The sequence below is a fragment of the Streptococcus sp. 1449 genome (assembly GCF_013276805.1).
Lineage (GTDB): Bacteria > Bacillota > Bacilli > Lactobacillales > Streptococcaceae > Streptococcus > Streptococcus pseudopneumoniae.
Map to the genome: position 1 here is coordinate 1 of NZ_VMLS01000074.1, position 21905 is coordinate 21905.

Sequence of the window (21905 nt, forward strand, 5' to 3'; positions counted from 1 at the left end):
TGAGGAGCTTTTCCAAGTAGAGAGGCAATTTCTCTATTTGATTTTCCCTTTTTCCATCGTTCGATTAAGCGACGACTATCGATTGTCAAATGTTTGCCTTTTGTAGTATAATTGTCTTGCATCTCCGTGACTTTTAATCATTTCAATCTTAAATTGGACTTTTTTTTACTTGGGTTGTACTTAATCTATAAGGAAGACAAGAAAAAGAGTATCAATCAAGTAAAGTCACAAAGTCACATTAGCTCCGAGCAACCATTGCAAATCGAGGTACTCATACAATGATTAAAATATTTCTCTCTGCCTTTTCTGTCATTCTCTTTGCTATCCCTATCATAGCTTATTCTTTTTTTCCATCTTCTAATCTTAATATTTGGCTATCTACCAGACCTATCTTGGCACAGATTTATGCCTTCCCCTTAGCTACTGCAACTATGGTTTCTATTTTAAGTTTCGTATTTTTTTCCCTATCTTTTTACAAGAAAAATAAACAAATACGGTTTTATTCTAGCATCTTTCTCTTACTATCGTTCATATTACTATTATTCGGAACAGATAAAACCCTTTCTTCCGTATCAAATAAGACTAAAACCTTAAAATTAGTAACTTGGAACGTCGCTAATCAAATAGAAGCACAACATATTGAGCGAATTTTTAGCCATTTTGATGCCGATATGGCTATATTCCCTGAACTAGCTACCAATATCAGAGGTGAGCAAGAAAACCAGAGAATCAAACTATTGTTTCATCAAGTTGGACTTTCTATAGCCAACTATGATATTTTTACTTCTCCACCTACTGATAGTGGAATAGCTCCTGTGACTGTGATTGTCAAGAAAAGTTATGGTTTCTATACAGAAGCTAAAACTTTCCATACAACACGGTTCGGGACAATTGTATTACATTCGAGAAAACAAAATATACCAGATATCATTGCTTTGCATACTGCTCCTCCTCTGCCAGGTTTAATGGAAATCTGGAAGCAAGACTTAACCATCATTCATAATCAATTGGCTTCAAAATATCCAAAGGCTATTATTGCAGGTGATTTTAATGCAACTATGCGTCATGGAGCACTTGCAAAAATAAGCTCTCATAGGGACGCATTAAATGTACTACCACCTTTTGAAAGAGGAACTTGGAATAGCCAAAGTCCAAAACTTTTTAATGCAACAATAGATCATATTTTATTGCCTAAAAACCACTACTATGTTAAAGATTTAGACATTGTAAGTTTTCAAAACTCTGATCATAGATGTATTTTTACAGAAATCACATTTTAATTATTTTATACTCTTCGACAATCTCTTCAAACCACATCAGCATCGCCTTACCTTAGACATATGGTTACTGACTTCGTCAGTCTTATCTACAACCTCAAAACAGTGTTTTGAGCAACCTACGGCTAGCTTCCTAGTTTGCTTTTTGATTTTCATTGAGTATTATATAAAATCACCCCTCTAGTGTTCATAAACTAGAGGGGGAATTTGTATCATACTATCGTTTAACGCACTTCTGCATTGATTTTTTCTTCGAGAGACGCTTGGATTTTTTCCATATATCGTGCGACTTCTTCGTCCGTTAAGCTGTCTTCTGGATTTTGGAAGGTCAAGCTATAAGCCATGGACTTCATACCAAGTCCCAATTTTTCGCCTGAGAAGACGTCAAAGAGTTTGATATCTGTCAAGCGTTTCACACCGGCAGCTTGGATAGCGTCCACAACTTCTTGGTGAGTGACTTCTGCCTTTAGGAGAAGGGCAACGTCACGGCTAACTGCTGGGAATTTTGTGATTTCCACAAATGGAGTAGCAGGTTGAAGGGCAGCCTCGATGGCTGAAAGGTTGAGCTCAGCCACATACGTTTCTGGAATATCGTAGGCCTTAGCAGTGACTGGATGCACTTGACCAAGGAAACCAAGAACTTGGTCACCGAGTGAAATCATAGCTGTACGACCTGGATGAAGGCTAGCGATTTCAGATGTTGCTGTATAAGTTACTTGGAATCCCAAGCGAGAAAATAGCGCTTCAAGGATTCCCTTAGCATAGAAGAAATCAACTGGAACTGCTACTGTTTGGAAATCTTTTTCTGCAACCAAGCCTGTCAAGGCAAAGGCAAAACTGTTGATTTCATTTGGAAGTTCTTCTTTTGGATTGCCTGTTTGTTCAAAAACTTTTCCAATCTCATAAAGGGCCAAGTTTTTATTCCTACGAGCCACGTTGTAGGCAACGGTATCAAGGATCCCTGAAATCATATTTTGACGGAGGACTGAACGATCCACAGTCATTGGCCACATGAGTTCAGTAAGGTTACTTGGTTGAGCTGTGAACTCAACTGCTTTTTCAGGAGTTGTCAGAGCATAGGTGATAATTTCTGTCAAACCTGCTCCTTCAGCAATGGTACGAACTTGACGGCGGAGTTTTTGTGTCACAGTCAATTCACCAGCTGTACCATCGTCTTTTGGAAGGCTGGTTGGCAAGCGGTCATATCCATAGATACGAGCGATTTCTTCAAAGAGATCAGCTTCGATTGTGATATCCCAACGACGACATGGGACTCTGACTGTAAAGCTGTCTGCATTTCCAGAAAGACCAAAGCCAAGACGACGGAAGACGTCTTCTACATCAGCATAAGACAGCTCAGTTCCGAGGACACGGTTAACATCAGCAAGGGTTGAAGAAACTTCTACATCTGAAGTATCAAGCTCACCCGCTGAAACGATGCCCTTACGCACCGTCGCACCTGCAAGTTCCGCAATCAGGCTAGCTGCCGCATCAAGGGCTTCATTAACTGTTGCCACATTAATTCCTTTTTCAAAGCGAGAAGATGACTCAGAACGAAGGTTCAGGCGACCACTTGTCTTACGGATAGATTTGCCATTGAAAACAGCAGCTTCAAGGACAACATGACTAGATTTTTCAGAGATTTCTGTTGCTTGACCACCCATGACACCTGCAAGGGCTACTGGCTTGTCTGCAACAGTGATGACTAGGTCATTCACGTCCAAGTCACGTTCTTCACCGTCCAAGGTCACCAATTTTTCACCAGCACGCGCTTCACGCACACGGATGTCAGTCCCTTCAAATGTGTCCAAGTCAAAAGCATGCATAGGTTGACCAAAGTAGAGCAGGATGTAGTTTGTCACGTCTACAACGTTATTGATGGGACGGATGCCTTCGTTCATGAGAAGGTTTTGCAACCATTGTGGACTTGGTGCGATAGTCACATTGTCCAAGATACGAGCTGCATAGTAAGGCGCCTTGCCTGTCTCAATGCCCACAGAAAGGGCATCTGTCGCAGCTTCATTTGTTTCTGTCAAAGTAAATTCTTTAAAGTTGACTGCCTTGTCATATATGGCTGCCACTTCGTGAGCCACTCCACGCATAGAAAGGGCATCTGCACGGTTTGGTGTGATAGAAAGTTCGATGATTTCATCATCCAAGTCTAGATATGAAAAGACTTCCTCACCTGGAACGGCATTTTCTGGCAAAATTTGAATACCATCTGCGAATTTCTTAGGTACAACTGAGTCAGAAATACCCAATTCACCAAGTGAACAGATCATTCCAAGTGACTCTAAGCCACGGATTTTTCCTTTTTTGATTTTGTAATTGTCAGCGATACGAGCTCCCGGAAGAGCCACCATAACCTTGATGCCTGCACGCACATTTGGGGCACCACAAACGATCTGACGCTCTTCTTCTTCGCCAACGTTAACCTGACAAACATGAAGGTGAGTTTCTGGCACATCTTCGCAGGACAAGATCTCACCGACGACAATTTTTGAAAGACCGGCAGCTGGTGATTCGACACCTTCGACCTCGATCCCTGTGGTTGACATTTTTTCAGCCAACTCCTGTGATGGCACATCAATGCCCACCAATTCTTTTAACCATTTATAAGATACAAGCATAATTTAGTTCTCCAGAATGACCATTGCCACACTGGTTCTTTTCCTTTCCTATCATTTCAATAGAAGAATTCTCTTCTTACCTTAATTTCTTTCTCAGTAACCAATCCGTATCTACTTTTTGACCAACCATAAAATGATGTTGGCTAAATTTTTCAAAACCATATCGGTTATAAAACGCTTGAGCTTTTGTATTATGCTCCCAAACACCTAGCCAAGCCCAAGAAAAACTATTTTTTGTAGCAAGTTCAAGAGCAAATTCAAACAGTTGCTTACCTAGTCCAAATCCTTGGAATTTTTGTAGCACATAGAGGCGTTGAATTTCAAAAGCGTCCTCTAATTCTCTCTCAGTTTGAGCACTTCCCCAGTTGACTTTGAGAAAACCAGCTATCTCCTCCTCATGCATAATGAAATAGGTTTCAGAGTCAGGATTTCCCAACTCAGTTGACAAAGTTTTCAGACTATAAGCCTCTTCAAAGTATTCCTGTAACTGCTCTTCCGTATTATCATACGCAAAGGTTTCACGAAAGGCTTGTTTGGCAATTTTAGCCAACACCTCAACATCTGCCATTTCTACTTTTCTAATCATTATTTAAACTGTTCTGAGAAGCGGACATCTCCTTGGTAGAATCCACGGATATCGTTGATTCCATAACGGAGCATAGCTACACGCTCTTGTCCAAGACCAAAGGCAAAGCCAGAGTATACAGTCGCATCGATACCACTCATTTCAAGGACACGTGGGTGAACCATACCGGCCCCCATAATTTCGATCCAACCTGTTTTCTTACATACATTACAGCCTTCTCCACCACACTTGAAGCAAGAAACATCCACCTCAACAGATGGCTCTGTGAATGGGAAGTAAGATGGACGCAAACGAATTTGACGCTCTTCACCAAACATTTTTTGGACAATCAACTGAAGCGTTCCTTGAAGATCAGCCATAGAGATATTTTTCCCAACTACCAAGCCTTCGATTTGGTGGAATTGGTGACTGTGGGTCGCATCGTCCGTATCGCGACGGAAGACACGCCCTGGCGAGATCATCTTCAAAGGACCTTTAGAAAAATCATGGGCATCCATAGCACGCGCCTGAACTGGAGACGTGTGGGTACGGAGCAAGATTTCTTCAGTGATATAGAAAGTATCCTGCATATCACGAGCTGGGTGGTCTTTTGGAAGGTTCATACGTTCAAAGTTATAGTAGTCTTGCTCCACTTCAAAACCATCCACGACTTGATAACCCATACCGATGAAGATATCTTCGATTTCTTCACTGGTTTGTGTCAAAACGTGACGGTGACCAGTCGCAACTGGACGACCTGGAAGCGTCACATCGATACTCTCGCTAGCCAGTTGAGCCGCGACTTTCTTTTCTTCCAAGAGCTTAGCTGTTTCTTCAAAAGCAGCAGTCAAGACATCACGAGCTTCATTGACGTGTTTCCCGATGATTGGACGCATCTCAGCAGAAACATCTTTCATCCCTTTGAGGATTTCAGTGAGCGAACCCTTTTTACCAAGGACAGAGACACGCAAATCTTGCATCTCTTTTTCATTTCCAGCAGTAATCTGCTTCAAGCTAGCCAGCGTTTCTTCGCGAAGCGCTTTTAATTGTTCTTCAATAGTTGACATATTTCCTCCATCAGTCTCTCGTAGATAAAAAGAAAACCACATGCCAAAAACTCCACTCGGAGCGTTGACACGCGGTACCATCCGTTTTCATCTGACAAGTCAGACCTTCATTTCTAAATCCATGCGCAAGTGAATTCACCCAGCTTTCATATAGAGAGCTTGCAGTCACGGCTCTCCTCCCTGATATACTTCCCTTGGGCTACTAGTCTTTCAGATTCCTATTCAATTACTACTTAGTTTATCAGATTTTTACCATTCTTGCAAGACCTATCTTACTTCTGCTTGTTAGCTTATTCTTATCTAACTTTATAGCGGATTGAAATAAGATGAAAACAAATCGATTGGGAAAGTAAAATTAATTTCTATAAATGTTTTAGCAATTGTTTCGTACTATTTTAGATTCAGTCTACTATATATAACCAATCTATCCTAAGTTAACTATTTATAATCGGCTCTCTGTAACAAAATTAAATTAATTAATCCCCCTATAAAATAAAGAGGTTTAGAATTTGATGTCTTCCAAACCTCTTTATTTTATATTTAATGAGATGTTGCCTTAACCGTGATAATATCTAATCATCAATAAACAAACTATTTGAATAAGGATTCTCCATTTGATTCAATCACTCCTTTATACCAAGTAAAGGACATTTTCTTATATCGATTGAATGTGCCATTTCCATCATCATTTCGATCAACATAAATGAGACCGTACCTTTTAGAAAGTTGTGCAGTGGACATAGAAACACAGTCAATACATCCCCAAGACGTATAGCCCATAATTTCAACACCATCCTGTAGAGCTTCAGCAACTTGCAATAAATGTTCTTTCATATACTGAATTCTATAATCATCTTGGACGGTTAAGTTATTAAGTTCATCTTTTATTAGTTGATCTTTAGCACCTAATCCATTTTCTACTATAAATAATGGGATTTGATAACGATCATAATATCTATTTAAAATTATACGTAGTCCAATTGGATCAATTTGCCATCCCCACTCTGAAGACTCTAAATAAGGATTTACTAAACCACCAATAATATTCCCTTCTCCTGAATTATACTGTGTTGGAATAGCAGATTGAGTCACACTCATGTAATAGCTAAAGGATAAAAAATCTACAGTATAATTTTTTAATAACTCTGCATCTTCAGCTGCAAACTCTATGTTAATGTCATTTTCCTTAAAATATCTTTTTGCATAATTCGGATAATAACCTCTAACATGCACATCTGAAAATAGATAATTTAGATTCTCATACTCATGAGTCGCCCATACATCTTTTGGATTTGGAGTCATTGGATAAGCTGGCATAGCTAATACCATACACCCCACCTTAAACTCTGAATGAATCTCACGAGCAATTTTTGTAACCAAACTCGAGGCGACTAATTCATGATGTATAGCTTGATATAATTCTTGTTTCGAAAGATTCTCCTCAGGTATATCTATTCCTCCACTAGTAAACGGTAATTCCAAAACAGAGTTTACTTCGTTAAATGTAAGCCAATATTTAACTTTATCTTTATACCTTTCTAAAACTGTTCGAGCAAATTTTTCATAAAAATGAATCATTCTCCTATCAATCCATCCATGATATTTTCTTGCTAAATATAATGGAGTCTCATAGTGTGAAAGAGTTACAAGTGGTTCTATCCCGTGAGCATGTAGTTCATCAAATAATTCATCATAATATTTCAAACCAGCTTCGTTAGGTTCTTCCTCATCTCCTTTTGGAAAAATTCTACTCCATGCAATAGAAGTACGAAAAACATTAAAGCCCATTTCAGAAAACAAGGATATATCTTCCTTATATTTATGATAAAAATCAATACCTATCAATTTTAAGTTATCTTCTGTAGGATTTTCTGTTGCTTCTCCTAATCCACCTTTGGGTAACACATCCTGAACTGATAATCCCTTACCATCTTCATTATATGCTCCCTCTACTTGATTAGCTGCAACAGCTCCACCCCAAAGAAAATCATCTGGAAAAATGGTCATAACTTTCCTCCATTATAATATTACCAGTAATTCCTTAGAATGCTCGATTGTCTGATTATTAGGTAATACTAATACATCTAGAAAATCGTTGGTATTCGTTACAATTACTGGTGTAACTGTTTCGTAGCCTTTACTCTTGATTAAATTTAAGTCCATTTCAAAAATCAACTGATTTTTGAAAACTCTGTCTCCTTCTTCTACATGACTAATAAAACCTTGACCTTTTAGCTCAACAGTATCTAATCCAATATGAATTAGTAACTCAACACCCTCATCACTCTTCAATCCAATTGCGTGCTTAGTCGGAAAAATATTTGTAATTTTCCCATCAAATGGTGCATAAACCTTACCCTCACTTGGGATAATCGCTACTCCGTCTCCAATTAGTTTATCTGAAAATGTTTTATCCTGGACATCGCTTAACGGAATGATTTCTCCTGATATAGGAGAAAATATCATTTTTTTATTTGAAACTCCAACTTCAACTTCTAAATTGCTAGAACTCCCTTCTTCATCGATTCCAAATATATAAGCTAATACAAAGGTAATAACAACCGAAATGACTGCCACAATTAAAGCATTTACAATATTTGATGGCACATCAGAATAAATAAATTGAGGCAACGCTATCAAAGCTGGGACAGCAAATAGATATGCTTTAACACTAGTAAGACCTGCAAATAATCCCGCTAATCCACCACCAATCATAGCTGCATAAAGCGGTTTTTTATATTTTAAAGTCACACCATATAATGCAGGTTCGGTAATCCCTGCAAGTAAGGCTGAGAAACCTGCTGCAAAAGCAATTTGTTTTGTATTATTATTTTTACTCTTTAATGCAACAGCCATCGAAGCAGCCCCTTGAGCTAAGTTTGACCCTAACATTGCTGGAAGAATTAATACGTCTGGAGTAGCAATAGATGCCGCCAAAAAAATAGGTGCAAAAGCCCAATGCATTCCAGTCATAACAATAAATGGCATAATAGCGCCAAGAATAGCTAATGTAAGCCATCCAGCTACACCATACATTTGCCCAACTAGATTTGATAATCCTTCACCAACAATTACTCCAATAGGTCCGACTACAACTAAGGCAATACAGCTTGATACTAATAATACTAGCGTAGGTTGCAAAAAACTCTTAGTAACAGCTGGTGTTAATTTAGCAATCATTTTTTCAATATATTTCATCAACCAAACCATAATAAGAATTGGAACGACTGACGAACCATAACTAGCTGGTGTCACAGGTACACCAAATAAACTAAGAGGATTCCCTGATTGCACCATTTGAACAAAATTTGGATGGAGAAGTACACCTGCTACAGACATAGCTAATGTAGATGTTACTTTTAATTTTTGTGATGCAGAATAAGCTAATAACAGCGGTAAGAAATAATATGGAGCATCCCCAAAAAATGTCAAAAAAGCAATAGTCTGAGAATCTGATTGCAATATACCAAGCATTGGTAAAATAATTACCAAGACTTTCAGCATACCTCCCCCTAACATTGCTGGAATGATTGGAGTCATGGAACCAGCGATATATTCAATGATTCTTTCTAAAATATTCCCTTTGTGCCCTTGATCAACTGAATCTGTTTCAAAATTGCCAAGTTTAACGAATTCTTTATAATAATTAGCTACATCATTACCAAGTATAATTTGATATTGTCCATTCTTTTTCATAATACCTATTACATCTGGTATCTTCTTCACATCATCATCATTGACTAAATTTTCATCTTTTAATTCTAATCTTAAACGTGTTACACAATGGGTAACTCTATTGACATTTTTTTCACCTCCAATTACATCGAGGATTTTTTGTACCGTATCTTTATAACTCATGGTATTCTCCTATTCTATTAATCTAAATTTTTTGTTAAGCGACGAATATGAGCCATCAAATAAACTAATTCACTAGAAGTCAGCAAATAATTGTACTCAGTTTGTATAAACATTGCCACCTGTTCACCACATTCATATTCTCTAGGATATTTATTTTTCATTAATGCTAACAAGTCTTCATCATCATCGTCACAATAAGTTGTATTTTCAACCAAGCGATGGGCAAATAATTTTATATGAGTTATGAATCTATAATAATCAATAGAATCTTGGTTAAACTCAGTACAATAGAAATCTTGAATGATTTTCTCAATTCCCATAATTATTTCAGTGATTTTATACGACTCTTGAAAATTATTTTCTAAATTAGCATTAACAAAATGTAGCGCTATGAATGCAGCTTCGTCAATTGGAAGTTCAATACCTAACTCTTTTTTTATTATTTGTAAAGCCCTTTTCCCAAGTTCAAATTCTTCTTTATAATATTTCGATATTTCCCAGCGTAGGGGATTCGAAATAATAATCCCTTCTTTATAACGTTCTATGCTCGAAGAAATATGATCCGTTAAATTAATATAGATAATTTCATCAAAATTATTACCCAATGTTATTTTACCTAGGTTAATTATTTTTTCGGTGATGTACACCAACTCCAAAGGAACGTTAATAAACATCTCTGTAAAACGGGTCATATTATCTCTATTTTTGAGAAAAAAACTTTTCTCAATATCAATTGGATTTACTTTATCTCCAGTTTTTCTTCCAAAAGCTATGCCCCTTCCAAAAAGAAGAATATCGATATCTTTTTTACTTTGCGCAATTACGGCATTGTGGTTTAGTATTCGTTTTATGATCATAAAATTTCCCTTTTAAAATAAAAGGAACCTACTTAAAAACATCAAGAAACTTCTTCTGATGTGATTAAATAGGTTCCTGCTCACTTGTATTAGTGATAACATCCTTTTATTTCAATTTTTAATGGTGACATGAAGCTTAAATAATTAATAACTCTGTAACCGTTTTTATTTTATGATATTTCAATCTATTTGTCAAGTACTTGTAGAAATTTTTTTATTTTGTGTGATTCGAATGTGAAAATGTCAACAGCCTCACTAAAGAAATGAAAATCATACATAGAAATTTTTAAAAGTTTTCTCTATCGTAAACCTGCCACTAGTTCAGAAGCTATACTAGCTGATTCCAAACGTAATATGGTCATTTCATCTACCTTCCCTAATAATGGCATTGCGCCATACCAAACAATGGTCTTGTTTACCAAAAGAATAGGCGTGACTATTTTTGATTGAGTAAAAGATACTTTAATTTTCTGGCTCTTCAACTGGTCTAGCCATGCTTTATTTGCAACCGTCTCTGGTATACATATCTCAATTTGACTAATCCTAAATTCTTTTAGAAAATTCATCAGTTTTGTCTGGTGCACATAAGGTAAAATAAGCAGACATTCCTGTCTTTCCCCTGCCAAGTCCTCTCTCAACACCTTCTCATATCTACTATCAACATAAACGAATTGTTTCTCCTCACCCTCGATGACACGATAATCCATCTTTCGATAAGCTACTTGTCGTTTCTGAAACATCTTTTCTAAATAAGGAACATGAATATCCACATAATCGAAAATCCGCACCAAAGACTTATCCTTGTAGTTTCTATGAATCCGACCTGCATACTGAATTAAATTATTTTTCCAAGAAAAGGGTGCTGCCAAGATAAGCGTGTCCAACTGAGGTAAGTCAAAACCTTCACCAATGTATTTTCCAGTAGACAATAAAACAAACCCTTTATCTAACTGTTCTAACGTCTCCAGTAAACTTGTTCTCTCTCGGACTTTGGTTTTTCCGCTAATAATATAACAGTCATCAACCTCTTTCTCTTTCAATAACTTTTCAAAGACATCTATCTGTTGAATTCGATTAACTAGAACCAAGATATTCCGACCTTCTGCCACTTGGGCTAGAATATCCTTGAGAATCAACTGATTCCTCGCTGAATCTGTAGCAATCCAATCACTAAGCTGTATAAAATTACTTGCTTTGGTCTTTTCAATTTCCAAATGACCAAAAGAAGTAAATCTTAATTGCAATTGCCGTTTAAAAACCGTTTCCCTCTTATCAGCAGTATGGATTACCTCACCAATTCTCTGAAAAACGATAGGCTCATGACCATTCTTACGCTCAGGCGTAGCCGTCAAACCGTAAAGATACTTCCCTCTAAACTGAGCCACAACTTTTTCAAACATCAAGGCAGAGACATGATGACACTCATCCACAATCATCATCCCATACTCATCCAAAAGACTTTGACTATTTTCCAACTTAAATAGAGATTGAATCATAACAATATCAACCAGTTTACTCAGCCATTTCTTAGTCCCACCGTACTGCCCTACATAGCCTATTACCTTTTCACGACCTGATGCCGTATAACGGATAGCCTCCTCCTCTTCGAAAGTCAAAAAGCAGTTTAAGCGATCTAGCCATTGGTCTAAGAGTTGCCTATTATGAACTAGGATAATTGTTTTTGTCTTCCGTTCAGAGATGAGAGCAGCACCTAAAACGGTCTTCCCAAAACCAGTCTCCGCATGGAGTAAACCATTTTCTTTGGAAGTCATATCTGACAGGGCTAACTCTTGCTCCAAAGTGAGTTCTCCCTTAAATTCCACTCTAATAGACCTTTGTACCTTTCTCCTATCTTCCACAGATACCTGCTTAAATTTATCTTGCAATGGATACAGCAAACCTCTTGGCAACCATAAATAATGATCGGATTCTCCAAATAAATACATTCTCTCAGGAATTTGATAGGTTGGCTGTCGTATAGCCTGCTTTAAATAAAATTCGGGATTAGAAAATGAAGCCATATTTTTCAAGAAAAACAGTGTCTTGGGTGTCACAGACGATTTTTCAAGTTGAATCATATTGGATAAGACGGTCTGCAACTCCTTGTCCAATTCTTGCTTGCCTAACTCTTCTTGGATTAACAGTGCCACTTTAGCAGTTGAAACCCTCTGAATTTCTTGTAGATACCTCCATTGGTCTTCATAAGGCTGAAACTGTTCATCCACAAAGACCGTTCGCCCTTGATGGTAAGCTTCTCCTTGAAAAGGCAAGGCAATCAAATTTCCAAATCCCCCCTTAGGAAGGACATCCTGATTTGGAAACATGCGATCAAAAGAATCAAAGGACAGTTGCATACTTTCCTGCATTGCCAGTTCTATCAGTTTCTTTCCAAACAAGCGAGCCTCTCGACTCGGAATCGCTTCCTCAAAGAAGAACCAAATATGGAGTCCGTGACCCGAACGAGAAATCTCTAAATGGGCTTCCATCTGGCGTTCCCTGGCTATTCTTCGAATGGTTAAACCAGCTTCTTTCCAATCTCCTTCATCCAAATCAAGTACCAAAAAATAACAGCTATCATCTAAGTGCATAGGAAAGATACCGATAGCTGTCTCCCCACGAAAATGAGATTTCAAAACGGAATCCGTCAATGTCTGGAAACTCCGTTTTTCAGGTGGCAACTGCTTCCAACCATAATCATAGGATGGAAAATACTGAATTTTCCCTTGATCATTGATGAAACTCTTAGCATAAACATCATAACGGCCAGCAAACACGGAGGTAAACAATTGTAATTTTTCTTGCGTCGTCAAGCGACTACTTTGAAGTTGGAACATCTCCTCGAACTGAGAGCGTTCCATCACAAACTGACTCTTGTCTTTAAGATGTTTACACAAGAAAAACTCACTATCCCCATTAAAAGAAGAAAAGACATCAAGTACTTCTACCACAATTCCATCCAAAGACACAAAAACAGCCATAAGAGTCACCTCCTTGATTCCTATAGGCTGATTATAACAAAAATAGCTGAAATTGTACACGAAAATAAAATCCTAATAGTACTCATTTTGTATGTGGCTAATATTCCGTCTCGCTTCGGAATGTACGAGGTAAATAGAGTTTAAACGAGCAGTCTATAAAATTCAAAAAACGCATATTATCAAGTGACCTAAAACTTTGATGATATACGTTTTCTTGTGAGAATATTTACTTCATTTTTTCCTAAAATTCAATGTTTACTCAGTATTAGGATTATGAAAAATCGAGGTCTAAATCTAGATACATTTTTTCTGAAGACAAATCATTTTGACCACCGAGCAAGAGATTTTCAAAAAAAGCTGTTAAAAACTCAGGACGTCGCTGTAAAATCTTTGCATTATCTAATACCAAGGCATCACGAAAATACTTGGCATGTTGCTGAAATGGTGTATTATCAATATCAAAACCAAACTCACGAAGATACTGAATCAAAAAGACCGTTACTGTCCGAGTGTTTCCTTCGCGAAATGGATGAATCTGCCAGATTCCTGAAATAAAATGCTGGATTTGTTTAACCACATCCGCCTGAGTTAGTGTCGCATATGCAACTTGTTTTTCCTGATTAAAATCATAATCCAAGGTCATTTGAATCATGGAGTAATCAGAGTACACAACACTTTCACCATTCAAAACAGGTTCATTCTTTGTGATATTGGTCTGACGAAATTGCCCCACCGGAATAGAGGGTTCAAATATATCTTGAAACAACTCCTTATGAATAGCAAGTAAGGTCGCAGGACTAAAGCTAAAGCCTCTTCGAGACAATAGTTCTACAATACGTAGAGAAACCAAGTCTGCCTCTTCCGTACTTGCATCAATAGTATGGTGATAAGCCGTTGCATCCTCATAAACCTGCTCGTAAGTCAGTTCACCCCGGGACTGTTTCTCAGCCAAAGATTCCATATACGCTGATGGCACTAGATTGTCAACTTTCTGCAGACCAAAACCTATCCGCCATAAGTCACGCTTAGCTTCATAAGACAAGTTTGGGTTGTCAATGTTGTAAGTTGGTTGCATAGAAATATCCTTTCAATTGTTTTTCTGTGTCATCGGTAAATGGTGAAATTGGGGTGAACTATAAAAAACATTCATAATAAGTTCTATGAAGAAGTAATAAAAGAGTTATACTCAACATCCCATGCACTCATTTGTAATGCCTTTTGGATGAATGGTTTGATTAAATGAATAATTCTAGCTTGCATACTTATCAAACTCATAGGATACACCACTCTGAACTCGTTGGTTTGTTCAAATCCCCCAACACCTGAGAAGAAACTGCAATGTTGTACTTCTCAGAGCGGTTCGAACTTAGAGGGGTTGTTGTGTAGTGAGCTGGTTTTTAATCAAAGCTATAAAATTTTAGTATTTTAATTTTAACTGACTAAATTATTATTCTCTATAAATTCTATAAATTTTTCAGGGGGATATTTAAAAGATTCAATTCCATAAAAATCTTCTAAAGCCCTAAAATTTTCAACTTTATAAGGTGACTTACCACTTATTTTTGCCTGATGTTGTCTAATTTCATTTAAATGTCTTTTACCTTTTTGTGATTTAACTACAGTAACTGTCACTATTTTTTTATAATCAGTTTTTTGCAATCCATAAAAATTTTCTAGTAGGAACAAACTCGATAATATTTTAGCTCTAACGTTAGCATATGGAATATTTTTTGAATTCTTAAACTCTATTAAATATAATTTACTATCAGCATCTACAGGAAGAAGAGGCAGAATTGTATCTACAGATTGCCATTTATCAAAGCTATGTTTTTTAAAAATAATTTCTGAAATCTTATCAAAATTATAACAAGTATATTTAGAGTTTACCAAATTATAGTTAGAATCAGAATCATATGAGCAGGTTTTAATATCGCTACGACATTCAGAAAATCTAATATTAAAATCATGTAATATAGAGAAAATTATTTTACTCACCATCAAAATCCTCCGCTAGCTCCTCAAGGCGATTTAAAGGAACATACATTTGCTCATAAATCTTATCAATCGATTCAGTAACATCTTCAATAGAACTATTAGCAAGATAATACTTAACAGAATCATTTGTATCATTTTTTTTGCTAAATATATCAATCGCTTCAACTAAATAAGGACTATGGGAATTGATTAAGATATGTAATCCAAATTCTTTCTGAAGTAATACTATAATTTCAGCAAATTTCAATTGCCATTCTGGATGTAAATGGACTTCTGGTTCATCTAAAATGAGTGTCCCATTTTCTCTAATCACACCATTTTCTAAAAGAGATTTAATTAAATAGAACGTTTTCATACCTGAAGAATAATTGATTATATTAAGTTTTTTTTCATCTTCCTCATCTTCTGAACTATTAACAATATCAGTCTTCAATATATGATTTATTTCATTAAACACCAAATTTAATCTGTCAGTTATCTTAGCTCGTAATGTGTAAGTGTTGTTTCTTTCATCTCTAAGCTGCTCCATTAAATGAGCATTATGATCCAATTTTAAATCAATTTTATTTAAAAATTCATTTAAAAATTTAGTTGAAAATTTATTTAAAAATTTAGTTGAAAATAAATTTTCAACTATTGCAGCAGCATCATCTATGTATACTACATCTGTTTTAAAATTTATCAATTTATCTGCAGTAGCTCTATTTTTGTTAACTTCAACATTTATTTGTTCATCTTTTATTCTTAAAGAAATTAGTCCTGTCAATGGGTCGTATATATTATTTATTTGATTATGAAATTCATCAGTTAAATGAGCAGTTAAAATTTGGTTAAAGATAGATTGGTCTGACTGAGATAGAATTTCTTTTATATTTTCAGATAAAACATTTAGGTCCAAATCCTTAATATTTAATACAAAGTATTTTGAATTTCGTTTATTGAATTCATTAATTGATTCAATGATACTCTTCTTAAGGGATTCATTATTATGTTCACTATAATTTTTATCAAGAAATATCAATAAATTTTTTGAAATGATTTTTGTCAATTCTGTATAAAGGAAACTCGGAACGATTCTTCTAGCAATCCCTATTTCAGAATTATTTTTACGATTCATTTCGATATCAGAGAGATAGTCTTCTAAAAAATCATTAATTGCTTTAGTTCGATCGTTAGAAATTTTTTTTATAACATCATAATTGGCACTAAATATTGAAAATAAAGAACGACTTATTGTACTTTTTCCAGTGCCATTTTGACCTGCAATAACTGAAATTCCATTTATTTCAATTTCTGCATTCTTTACATTACCTATATTTTCTATTGTTAGTTTCATATATATTCTCCTTTCACCATGGAGGCAGTACTATCAGTTTAACACAAACTACATAAAAAAGCAGGTGTGAGGTGTAAATCATCTTCCAAGTATATCTCACTTCACACTACTTCACCAACTTCTTCATATCATCAATACGTGCAACTGTCGCGTCGTATTTGGCTTGGTAGTCGGCTTGTTTGTCGCGTTCTTTTTGGACGACTTCTGGTTTAGCATTGGCGACGAAGCGTTCGTTAGAGAGTTTCTTGCCCACCATATCTAGTTCTTTTTGCCATTTAGCCAGTTCCTTGTCGAGACGAGCCAGTTCTTCTTCGACATTGAGGAGGTCTGCCAGTGGCAAGTAGATTTCTGCTCCTGTGATGACGCTTGACATTGCGAGTTCAGGTGCAGGGATGTTTGATGCAATTTCCAAGTGTTCTGGATTTGTGAAACGTTTGATGTAGTTGACATTGCTGTTAAAGAAGGCTTCCAAGTCACTATCGCTAGTCTTAACAAGGATTGTGATTGGCTTACTTGGTGCTACGTTTACTTCCGCACGCGCATTACGAACGGCACGGATCAAGTCTTTGAGACTTTCCACACCAGTGTGAGCCGCAAGGTCTTCAAAGGCTAGATTAACAGTTGGGTATGCAGCTGTCACGATAGAGCCTTCTGAGATTTGTCCAAAGATTTCCTCTGTCACGAATGGCATGATCGGGTGAAGGAGACGAAGAATCTTATCCAAAGTATAAAGGAGAACAGAACGCGTGATGACTTTCTCTTCTTCGTTGTCACTATAAAGGACTTCCTTGGTCAACTCAACATACCAGTCCGCAAACTCATCCCAGATGAAGTTGTAGAGGATGTGTCCAGCCACACCAAACTCAAACTTGTCAAAGTTGGCAGTTGCTTTTCCGATGGTTTCATTGAGGTTGTGGAGAATCCAGCGATCTGTGACATTTCCAGCTTCCTTGTTGTCAACTTTTTCCACATTGGCAGTTGCTTGCTCAAGGGTCAAGCCTTCATTGTTCATGAGGATGTAGCGAGAGATGTTCCAGATCTTGTTAATGAAGTTCCATGAGGCATCCATTTTCTCGTAAGAGAAGCGGACGTCTTGACCTGGTGCAGAACCGTTTGAAAGGAACCAACGAAGGGCATCGGCACCGTATTTCTCGATGACATCCATTGGGTCAATCCCGTTACCGAGAGACTTAGACATCTTGCGTCCTTGCTCGTCACGAATGAGACCGTGGATAAGCACGTTTTGGAATGGTTGACGGCCTGTGAATTCCAATGACTGGAAGATCATACGAGACACCCAGAAGAAGATGATGTCGTAACCTGTTACCAAGGTTGAAGTTGGGAAGTAACGTTTGAAGTCTGCTGAGTCGACATCAGGCCAGCCCATAGTTGAGAATGGCCAAAGGGCAGAACTGAACCAAGTATCCAAGACGTCTTCGTCCTGAGTCCATCCGTCACCTTCTGGAGCTTCTTCGCCAACGTACATTTCACCCTCAGCATTGTACCAAGCAGGGATTTGGTGACCCCACCAGAGCTGACGAGAGATTACCCAGTCGTGGACATTTTCCATCCATTGGAGGAAGGTATCGTTGAAACGAGGTGGGTAGAATTCAACCTTGTCCTCTGTGTCTTGGTTGGCAATGGCGTTCTTAGCCAAATGGTCCATCTTGACGAACCATTGAGTAGACAAGCGTGGTTCAACCACAACACCAGTACGCTCTGAGTGACCAACACTGTGGACACGTTTTTCAATTTTAACGAGGGCACCGATTTCTTCCAACTTAGCAACGACTGCCTTACGAGCTTCAAAACGGTCCATGCCTGCAAATTCGAAGGCTAAGTCATTCATAGTACCGTCGTCGTTCATAACATTGACTTGTGGCAAGTTGTGACGTTGACCAACCAAGAAGTCGTTTGGATCGTGGGCAGGTGTAATTTTCACGACACCAGTACCAAACTCAGGATCTGCGTGCTCATCACCAACGATTGGGATCAATTTATTAGCGATTGGAAGGACGACGTTTTTACCGATCAAGTCCTTGTAGCGTGGGTCTTCTGGATTGACCGCAACCGCAACGTCCCCAAACATGGTCTCAGGACGAGTGGTCGCAACTTCAAGGGCGCGAGATCCGTCTTCCAGCATGTAGTTCATGTGGTAGAAGGCACCTTCGATATCCTTGTGGATAACTTCAATATCAGAAAGGGCTGTGCGTGCAGCTGGGTCCCAGTTGATGATGAATTCACCACGATAGATCCACCCTTTCTTGTAAAGGTCCACAAAGACCTTACGAACAGCTTTTGACAAACCTTCGTCAAGAGTGAAACGCTCACGAGAGTAGTCTACAGAGAGCCCCATCTTACCCCATTGTTCCTTGATAGTAGTGGCATATTCGTCTTTCCATTCCCAGACTTTCGTCAAGAAAGACTCACGACCCAAGTCATAGCGGGAAATACCCTCGCCACGCAAGCGCTCCTCAACCTTAGCCTGAGTGGCAATCCCCGCGTGGTCCATCCCTGGAAGCCAAAGGGTATCAAAACCTTGCATGCGTTTTTGACGGATGATGATATCTTGCAAAGTCGTATCCCAAGCGTGACCAAGGTGAAGCTTCCCAGTTACATTTGGTGGTGGAATCACGATTGAATAAGGCTTAGCCTTTTGGTCTCCTGAAGGCTTGAAAACATCGGCATCAAGCCATTTTTGGTAACGACCAGCCTCAACCTCGGCTGGATTGTATTTAGGTGAAAGTTCTTTAGACATGTGTTTGTCCTTTCTAGTTAATATCTTTAAATAAAATTAGTATGTAGAAGATATGCCTTGATTCAGCACATCTGATTTTTTCAGTATCTTCTATTAGTAAAAAAGAAACTGTATAAAAATTTTACATTAACTTTCTCTCATTATCTTCAGAATATGTTTATCAAAGTCCGATATAATTTTTTGAGTTCGGTTAAATTTTTCATACTCTTGGATGGCTTTTGAGTCTGCTTGTTTCTTGGAAATGCTTCCTTTTCCTTCTAAGATTTCATATTCATTAAAGGATAGAAAGCGATCAATACTATCTGCCAATCCTCGCATTGTAAACGTATTACGGCGCTCAACTAAACCCTCGATATAATCAAAATAGGCTGTAACAGTTCGCTCTAGTTGTCGAATTTCTTTTTCTTGCAAATAATTTTTGGCTACCGTTACATCTGATTTGAGCACTCGTCCATCAGGTGCATGTTTCCAAGTAGTTAATCCCATTTTTTCTTTACTAGCATCAGCTTGCTGATAGATAATTTCTGCAGCCGTACTTCCAGTAATTGCATAATGAAATTTATTTTGCACCATAGCATAGAAGTTTTTAGTAATATCCGAGTTTCGATCATAATCTATGGCACATTCGGCAAAGATATCCGTAATTTGTTGATAGATTCGGCGCTCGCTAGAACGAATAGAGCGAATTCGTTCTAAAAGTTCACGGAAATAATCTTGTCCGAAAACTGTCTGTCCTTGTTTCAAGCGTTCATCATTCAAAACAAAACCTTTGATGATAAATTCTTTCAAGGTCTTGGTTGCCCAAATTCTAAATTGAGTAGCCTTGCTGGAATTTACGCGATAGCCAACTGAAATGATAGCATCCAGATTGTAATATTCAAGTTCACGTCGGACAGTTCTATTTCCCTCTTGTTGAACCTGTGCAAATTTTGCACAAGTTGACACCTTATCCAACTCACCACTATCATAAATGTTTTTTAAGTGCTTTGTAATGACACTTCGTTCAACTCCAAAGAGCTCTGCAAGACCTTTTTGAGTCAACCAAAGATTTTCATCTTGTAAAAGGATATCTAGCTGAACGTCGCCATTTGGTGTAGTATACAGGATGAAATTAGAAATTTCATTCAAGACAATTTCACCTCCCCCCTTCCATAAACAATTACTTCTCTTTCTTAAACTTTATGCCGTTTTCTTTCAGCTTTTTAACGGTTACAGGACCAATTCCCTTCAAAGCGAGAACTTCTTTTTCAGTCCATTTTTTGAAATCTGAAGATGTACGAATCCCATTTTCAACAAAGATGCGAACAAGATCCATCCGGATTCCCTTCATTTTTTCCTCGCTCATAAAGGAGTACCAGTCTGTAACCTGGGATAGATTTCTTAACACACTGGAATGATTCGAAAATACTGGTTTACGACGGAATTTCTTGGCTTCTTTTGTTAAAAATTCTGTTAAGATAATATTTTCTTGTAAATAGTCAAGCAGAGGATACAAACTAGCTTGTAGCGATTCAACTGAATTTGGACAATAGCATTCTTGTTCTTCAATGTCTAAAATATTGAATTGCCAGTCTTTCTCTATGAAGAATTCAACAGCTTCATCATTGATTTCCACTAATTTTGCAAATAGCTGACTGGCTTCCTCAATTTTTCCTTGAGAAAAAGCAGAGATGATGGCATGAATAAGGATGGTATCATCCCGCTTTCCTTTATTTAATTCTTCACAATAGAAACGTTCAACCTTTAATTCCTGACCAGTAATATGATACAAGGAAAGCATACAGAAGACAAAATTAGGAGGAAAACGTTCTGGTCGCTTACTTAAGTATAAGTTAACCAAGTCCAAAGCCTTAAAGTAAAATTTTTCTGTCATATAATATTCAATCAGAAACATCAGAGCAGACAGGATAGGGCGAGCTTCAAAATAATTCCAACTATTGTATCCATTCACTTTCCATTTTTCTAAAACTAGAATTTCAAAATCCAATACTTTTTTAAAAGTTGACAAATCAAAATCTTCAACTTCTGATAAGAATAAATGAAAATCAGCAGCAAAATAATCTGGATTGATCTTTAAAACTTGCTTTAACAATTTATTTCGCTTCTGTGTATTCGGAGTATGCATAGCTTCTCTAAATAAAGCGTGATCCTGATTCCAATCAAAAGTCCTATTTTTTAGTTGGTAATTGATTAGCTGGACATCTGGATACTCTCCATGTTCATCAGCATATTGCATCACTGCTGTATGTAGTTCATCGAAATTTTGAATTTGTCGACGTTCTACAAAAGTTGGTTTTTTAGCCATTATTTCTGTCCAAGCAGCCTCTTCTTCAGAAATAATTTTGATATCCAACTTTTGCTGGCGTTTTAATTCTTTTTTTCTATTTTTCTTTTTAGCCATCTATTTTCTCCTCTAACTCATTCTTCAATAGACCCGACTCAACTGGCTTAGATATCCTTTGGGACTCAGCTACAGGCTTGAATGGGAAATCTCAGTTTCTTTGTGATTCGTTTACTTTGAAAGTTATCCCCCAAGCGTGACTAAGGTAGAGTTTTTTCCAGTTACATTTGGTGGTGGGAATCA

15 protein-coding genes are annotated in these 21905 nt (G+C 37.4%); 1 reads left to right on the forward strand and 14 read right to left on the reverse strand.

The window, feature by feature from the left end; all coding sequences use genetic code 11:
- Positions 1-122, reverse strand: a 122-nt coding sequence (locus HT687_RS10405) for a helix-turn-helix domain-containing protein (RefSeq protein ID WP_155449051.1), incomplete at its 3' end; no start/stop codon positions are given.
- Between the two features lie 156 nt (positions 123-278).
- Between HT687_RS10405 and HT687_RS10410 the strand changes: the two genes are divergently transcribed.
- Positions 279-1280, forward strand: coding sequence for an endonuclease/exonuclease/phosphatase family protein (locus HT687_RS10410; protein WP_138700433.1), 1002 nt, complete (start codon positions 279-281; stop codon positions 1278-1280).
- Positions 1281-1501: 221 nt separating this feature from the next.
- Here HT687_RS10410 and pheT read toward each other — a convergent pair whose 3' ends face one another.
- The 13 genes from pheT to HT687_RS10475 all read right to left on the reverse strand — a co-directional run bounded on the left by pheT (position 1502) and on the right by HT687_RS10475 (position 21722).
- Complete coding sequence (gene pheT, locus HT687_RS10415; RefSeq protein WP_054392951.1) at positions 1502-3907, reverse strand: phenylalanine--tRNA ligase subunit beta; 2406 nt, start codon at positions 3905-3907, stop codon at positions 1502-1504.
- 76 nt (positions 3908-3983) lie between these two features.
- Positions 3984-4493 (reverse strand): N-acetyltransferase, encoded by a 510-nt coding sequence (locus HT687_RS10420; RefSeq protein WP_000619941.1) that lies wholly within the window; start codon positions 4491-4493, stop codon positions 3984-3986.
- Positions 4493-5539, reverse strand: a complete 1047-nt coding sequence (gene pheS, locus HT687_RS10425; RefSeq protein WP_001818763.1) for a phenylalanine--tRNA ligase subunit alpha — start codon at positions 5537-5539, stop codon at positions 4493-4495. The genes HT687_RS10420 and pheS overlap by 1 nt, the downstream gene beginning before the upstream one ends.
- A 591-nt stretch (positions 5540-6130) precedes the next feature.
- Positions 6131-7546: a glycoside hydrolase family 1 protein gene (locus HT687_RS10430; RefSeq protein ID WP_138701087.1), complete on the reverse strand. Its 1416-nt coding sequence runs from the start codon at positions 7544-7546 to the stop codon at positions 6131-6133.
- Between the two features lie 12 nt (positions 7547-7558).
- Positions 7559-9397, reverse strand: coding sequence for a beta-glucoside-specific PTS transporter subunit IIABC (locus HT687_RS10435; RefSeq protein WP_172924191.1), 1839 nt, complete (start codon positions 9395-9397; stop codon positions 7559-7561).
- A 17-nt stretch (positions 9398-9414) separates the two neighbouring features.
- A complete protein-coding gene (locus HT687_RS10440) occupies positions 9415-10254 on the reverse strand; it encodes a PRD domain-containing protein (RefSeq protein WP_000584535.1) in 840 nt (279 codons plus the stop codon).
- A gap of 299 nt (positions 10255-10553) precedes the next feature.
- Positions 10554-13232: a DEAD/DEAH box helicase family protein gene (locus tag HT687_RS10445; protein WP_172924192.1), complete on the reverse strand. Its 2679-nt coding sequence runs from the start codon at positions 13230-13232 to the stop codon at positions 10554-10556.
- 271 nt (positions 13233-13503) lie between these two features.
- On the reverse strand, positions 13504-14307 hold the full coding sequence (locus HT687_RS10450; RefSeq protein ID WP_023936623.1) for a Fic/DOC family protein: 804 nt from the start codon (positions 14305-14307) through the stop codon (positions 13504-13506).
- 356 nt (positions 14308-14663) lie between these two features.
- On the reverse strand, positions 14664-15230 hold the full coding sequence (locus HT687_RS10455; RefSeq protein WP_000253751.1) for a hypothetical protein: 567 nt from the start codon (positions 15228-15230) through the stop codon (positions 14664-14666).
- Positions 15220-16563: an AAA family ATPase gene (locus tag HT687_RS10460; RefSeq protein WP_172924193.1), complete on the reverse strand. Its 1344-nt coding sequence runs from the start codon at positions 16561-16563 to the stop codon at positions 15220-15222. The genes HT687_RS10455 and HT687_RS10460 overlap by 11 nt, the downstream gene beginning before the upstream one ends.
- Positions 16564-16669: 106 nt before the next feature.
- Positions 16670-19321, reverse strand: a complete 2652-nt coding sequence (locus tag HT687_RS10465; RefSeq protein ID WP_172924194.1) for a valine--tRNA ligase — start codon at positions 19319-19321, stop codon at positions 16670-16672.
- 126 nt (positions 19322-19447) lie between these two features.
- A complete protein-coding gene (locus HT687_RS10470) occupies positions 19448-20449 on the reverse strand; it encodes a virulence RhuM family protein (RefSeq protein ID WP_001002884.1) in 1002 nt (333 codons plus the stop codon).
- A 31-nt stretch (positions 20450-20480) separates the two neighbouring features.
- Positions 20481-21722: a hypothetical protein gene (locus tag HT687_RS10475; RefSeq protein ID WP_031233647.1), complete on the reverse strand. Its 1242-nt coding sequence runs from the start codon at positions 21720-21722 to the stop codon at positions 20481-20483.
- Positions 21723-21905: the final 183 nt, after the last annotated feature.

Coding starts and splice junctions, on each gene's coding strand:
- HT687_RS10410 (WP_138700433.1), top strand. CDS start 279: ATGATTAAAATATTTCTCTCTGCCTTTTCTGTCATTCTCTTTGCTATC.
- pheT (WP_054392951.1), bottom strand. CDS start 3,907: ATGCTTGTATCTTATAAATGGTTAAAAGAATTGGTGGGCATTGATGTG.
- HT687_RS10420 (WP_000619941.1), bottom strand. CDS start 4,493: ATGATTAGAAAAGTAGAAATGGCAGATGTTGAGGTGTTGGCTAAAATT.
- pheS (WP_001818763.1), bottom strand. CDS start 5,539: ATGTCAACTATTGAAGAACAATTAAAAGCGCTTCGCGAAGAAACGCTG.
- HT687_RS10430 (WP_138701087.1), bottom strand. CDS start 7,546: ATGACCATTTTTCCAGATGATTTTCTTTGGGGTGGAGCTGTTGCAGCT.
- HT687_RS10435 (WP_172924191.1), bottom strand. CDS start 9,397: ATGAGTTATAAAGATACGGTACAAAAAATCCTCGATGTAATTGGAGGT.
- HT687_RS10440 (WP_000584535.1), bottom strand. CDS start 10,254: ATGATCATAAAACGAATACTAAACCACAATGCCGTAATTGCGCAAAGT.
- HT687_RS10445 (WP_172924192.1), bottom strand. CDS start 13,232: ATGGCTGTTTTTGTGTCTTTGGATGGAATTGTGGTAGAAGTACTTGAT.
- HT687_RS10450 (WP_023936623.1), bottom strand. CDS start 14,307: ATGCAACCAACTTACAACATTGACAACCCAAACTTGTCTTATGAAGCT.
- HT687_RS10455 (WP_000253751.1), bottom strand. CDS start 15,230: ATGGTGAGTAAAATAATTTTCTCTATATTACATGATTTTAATATTAGA.
- HT687_RS10460 (WP_172924193.1), bottom strand. CDS start 16,563: ATGAAACTAACAATAGAAAATATAGGTAATGTAAAGAATGCAGAAATT.
- HT687_RS10465 (WP_172924194.1), bottom strand. CDS start 19,321: ATGTCTAAAGAACTTTCACCTAAATACAATCCAGCCGAGGTTGAGGCT.
- HT687_RS10475 (WP_031233647.1), bottom strand. CDS start 21,722: ATGGCTAAAAAGAAAAATAGAAAAAAAGAATTAAAACGCCAGCAAAAG.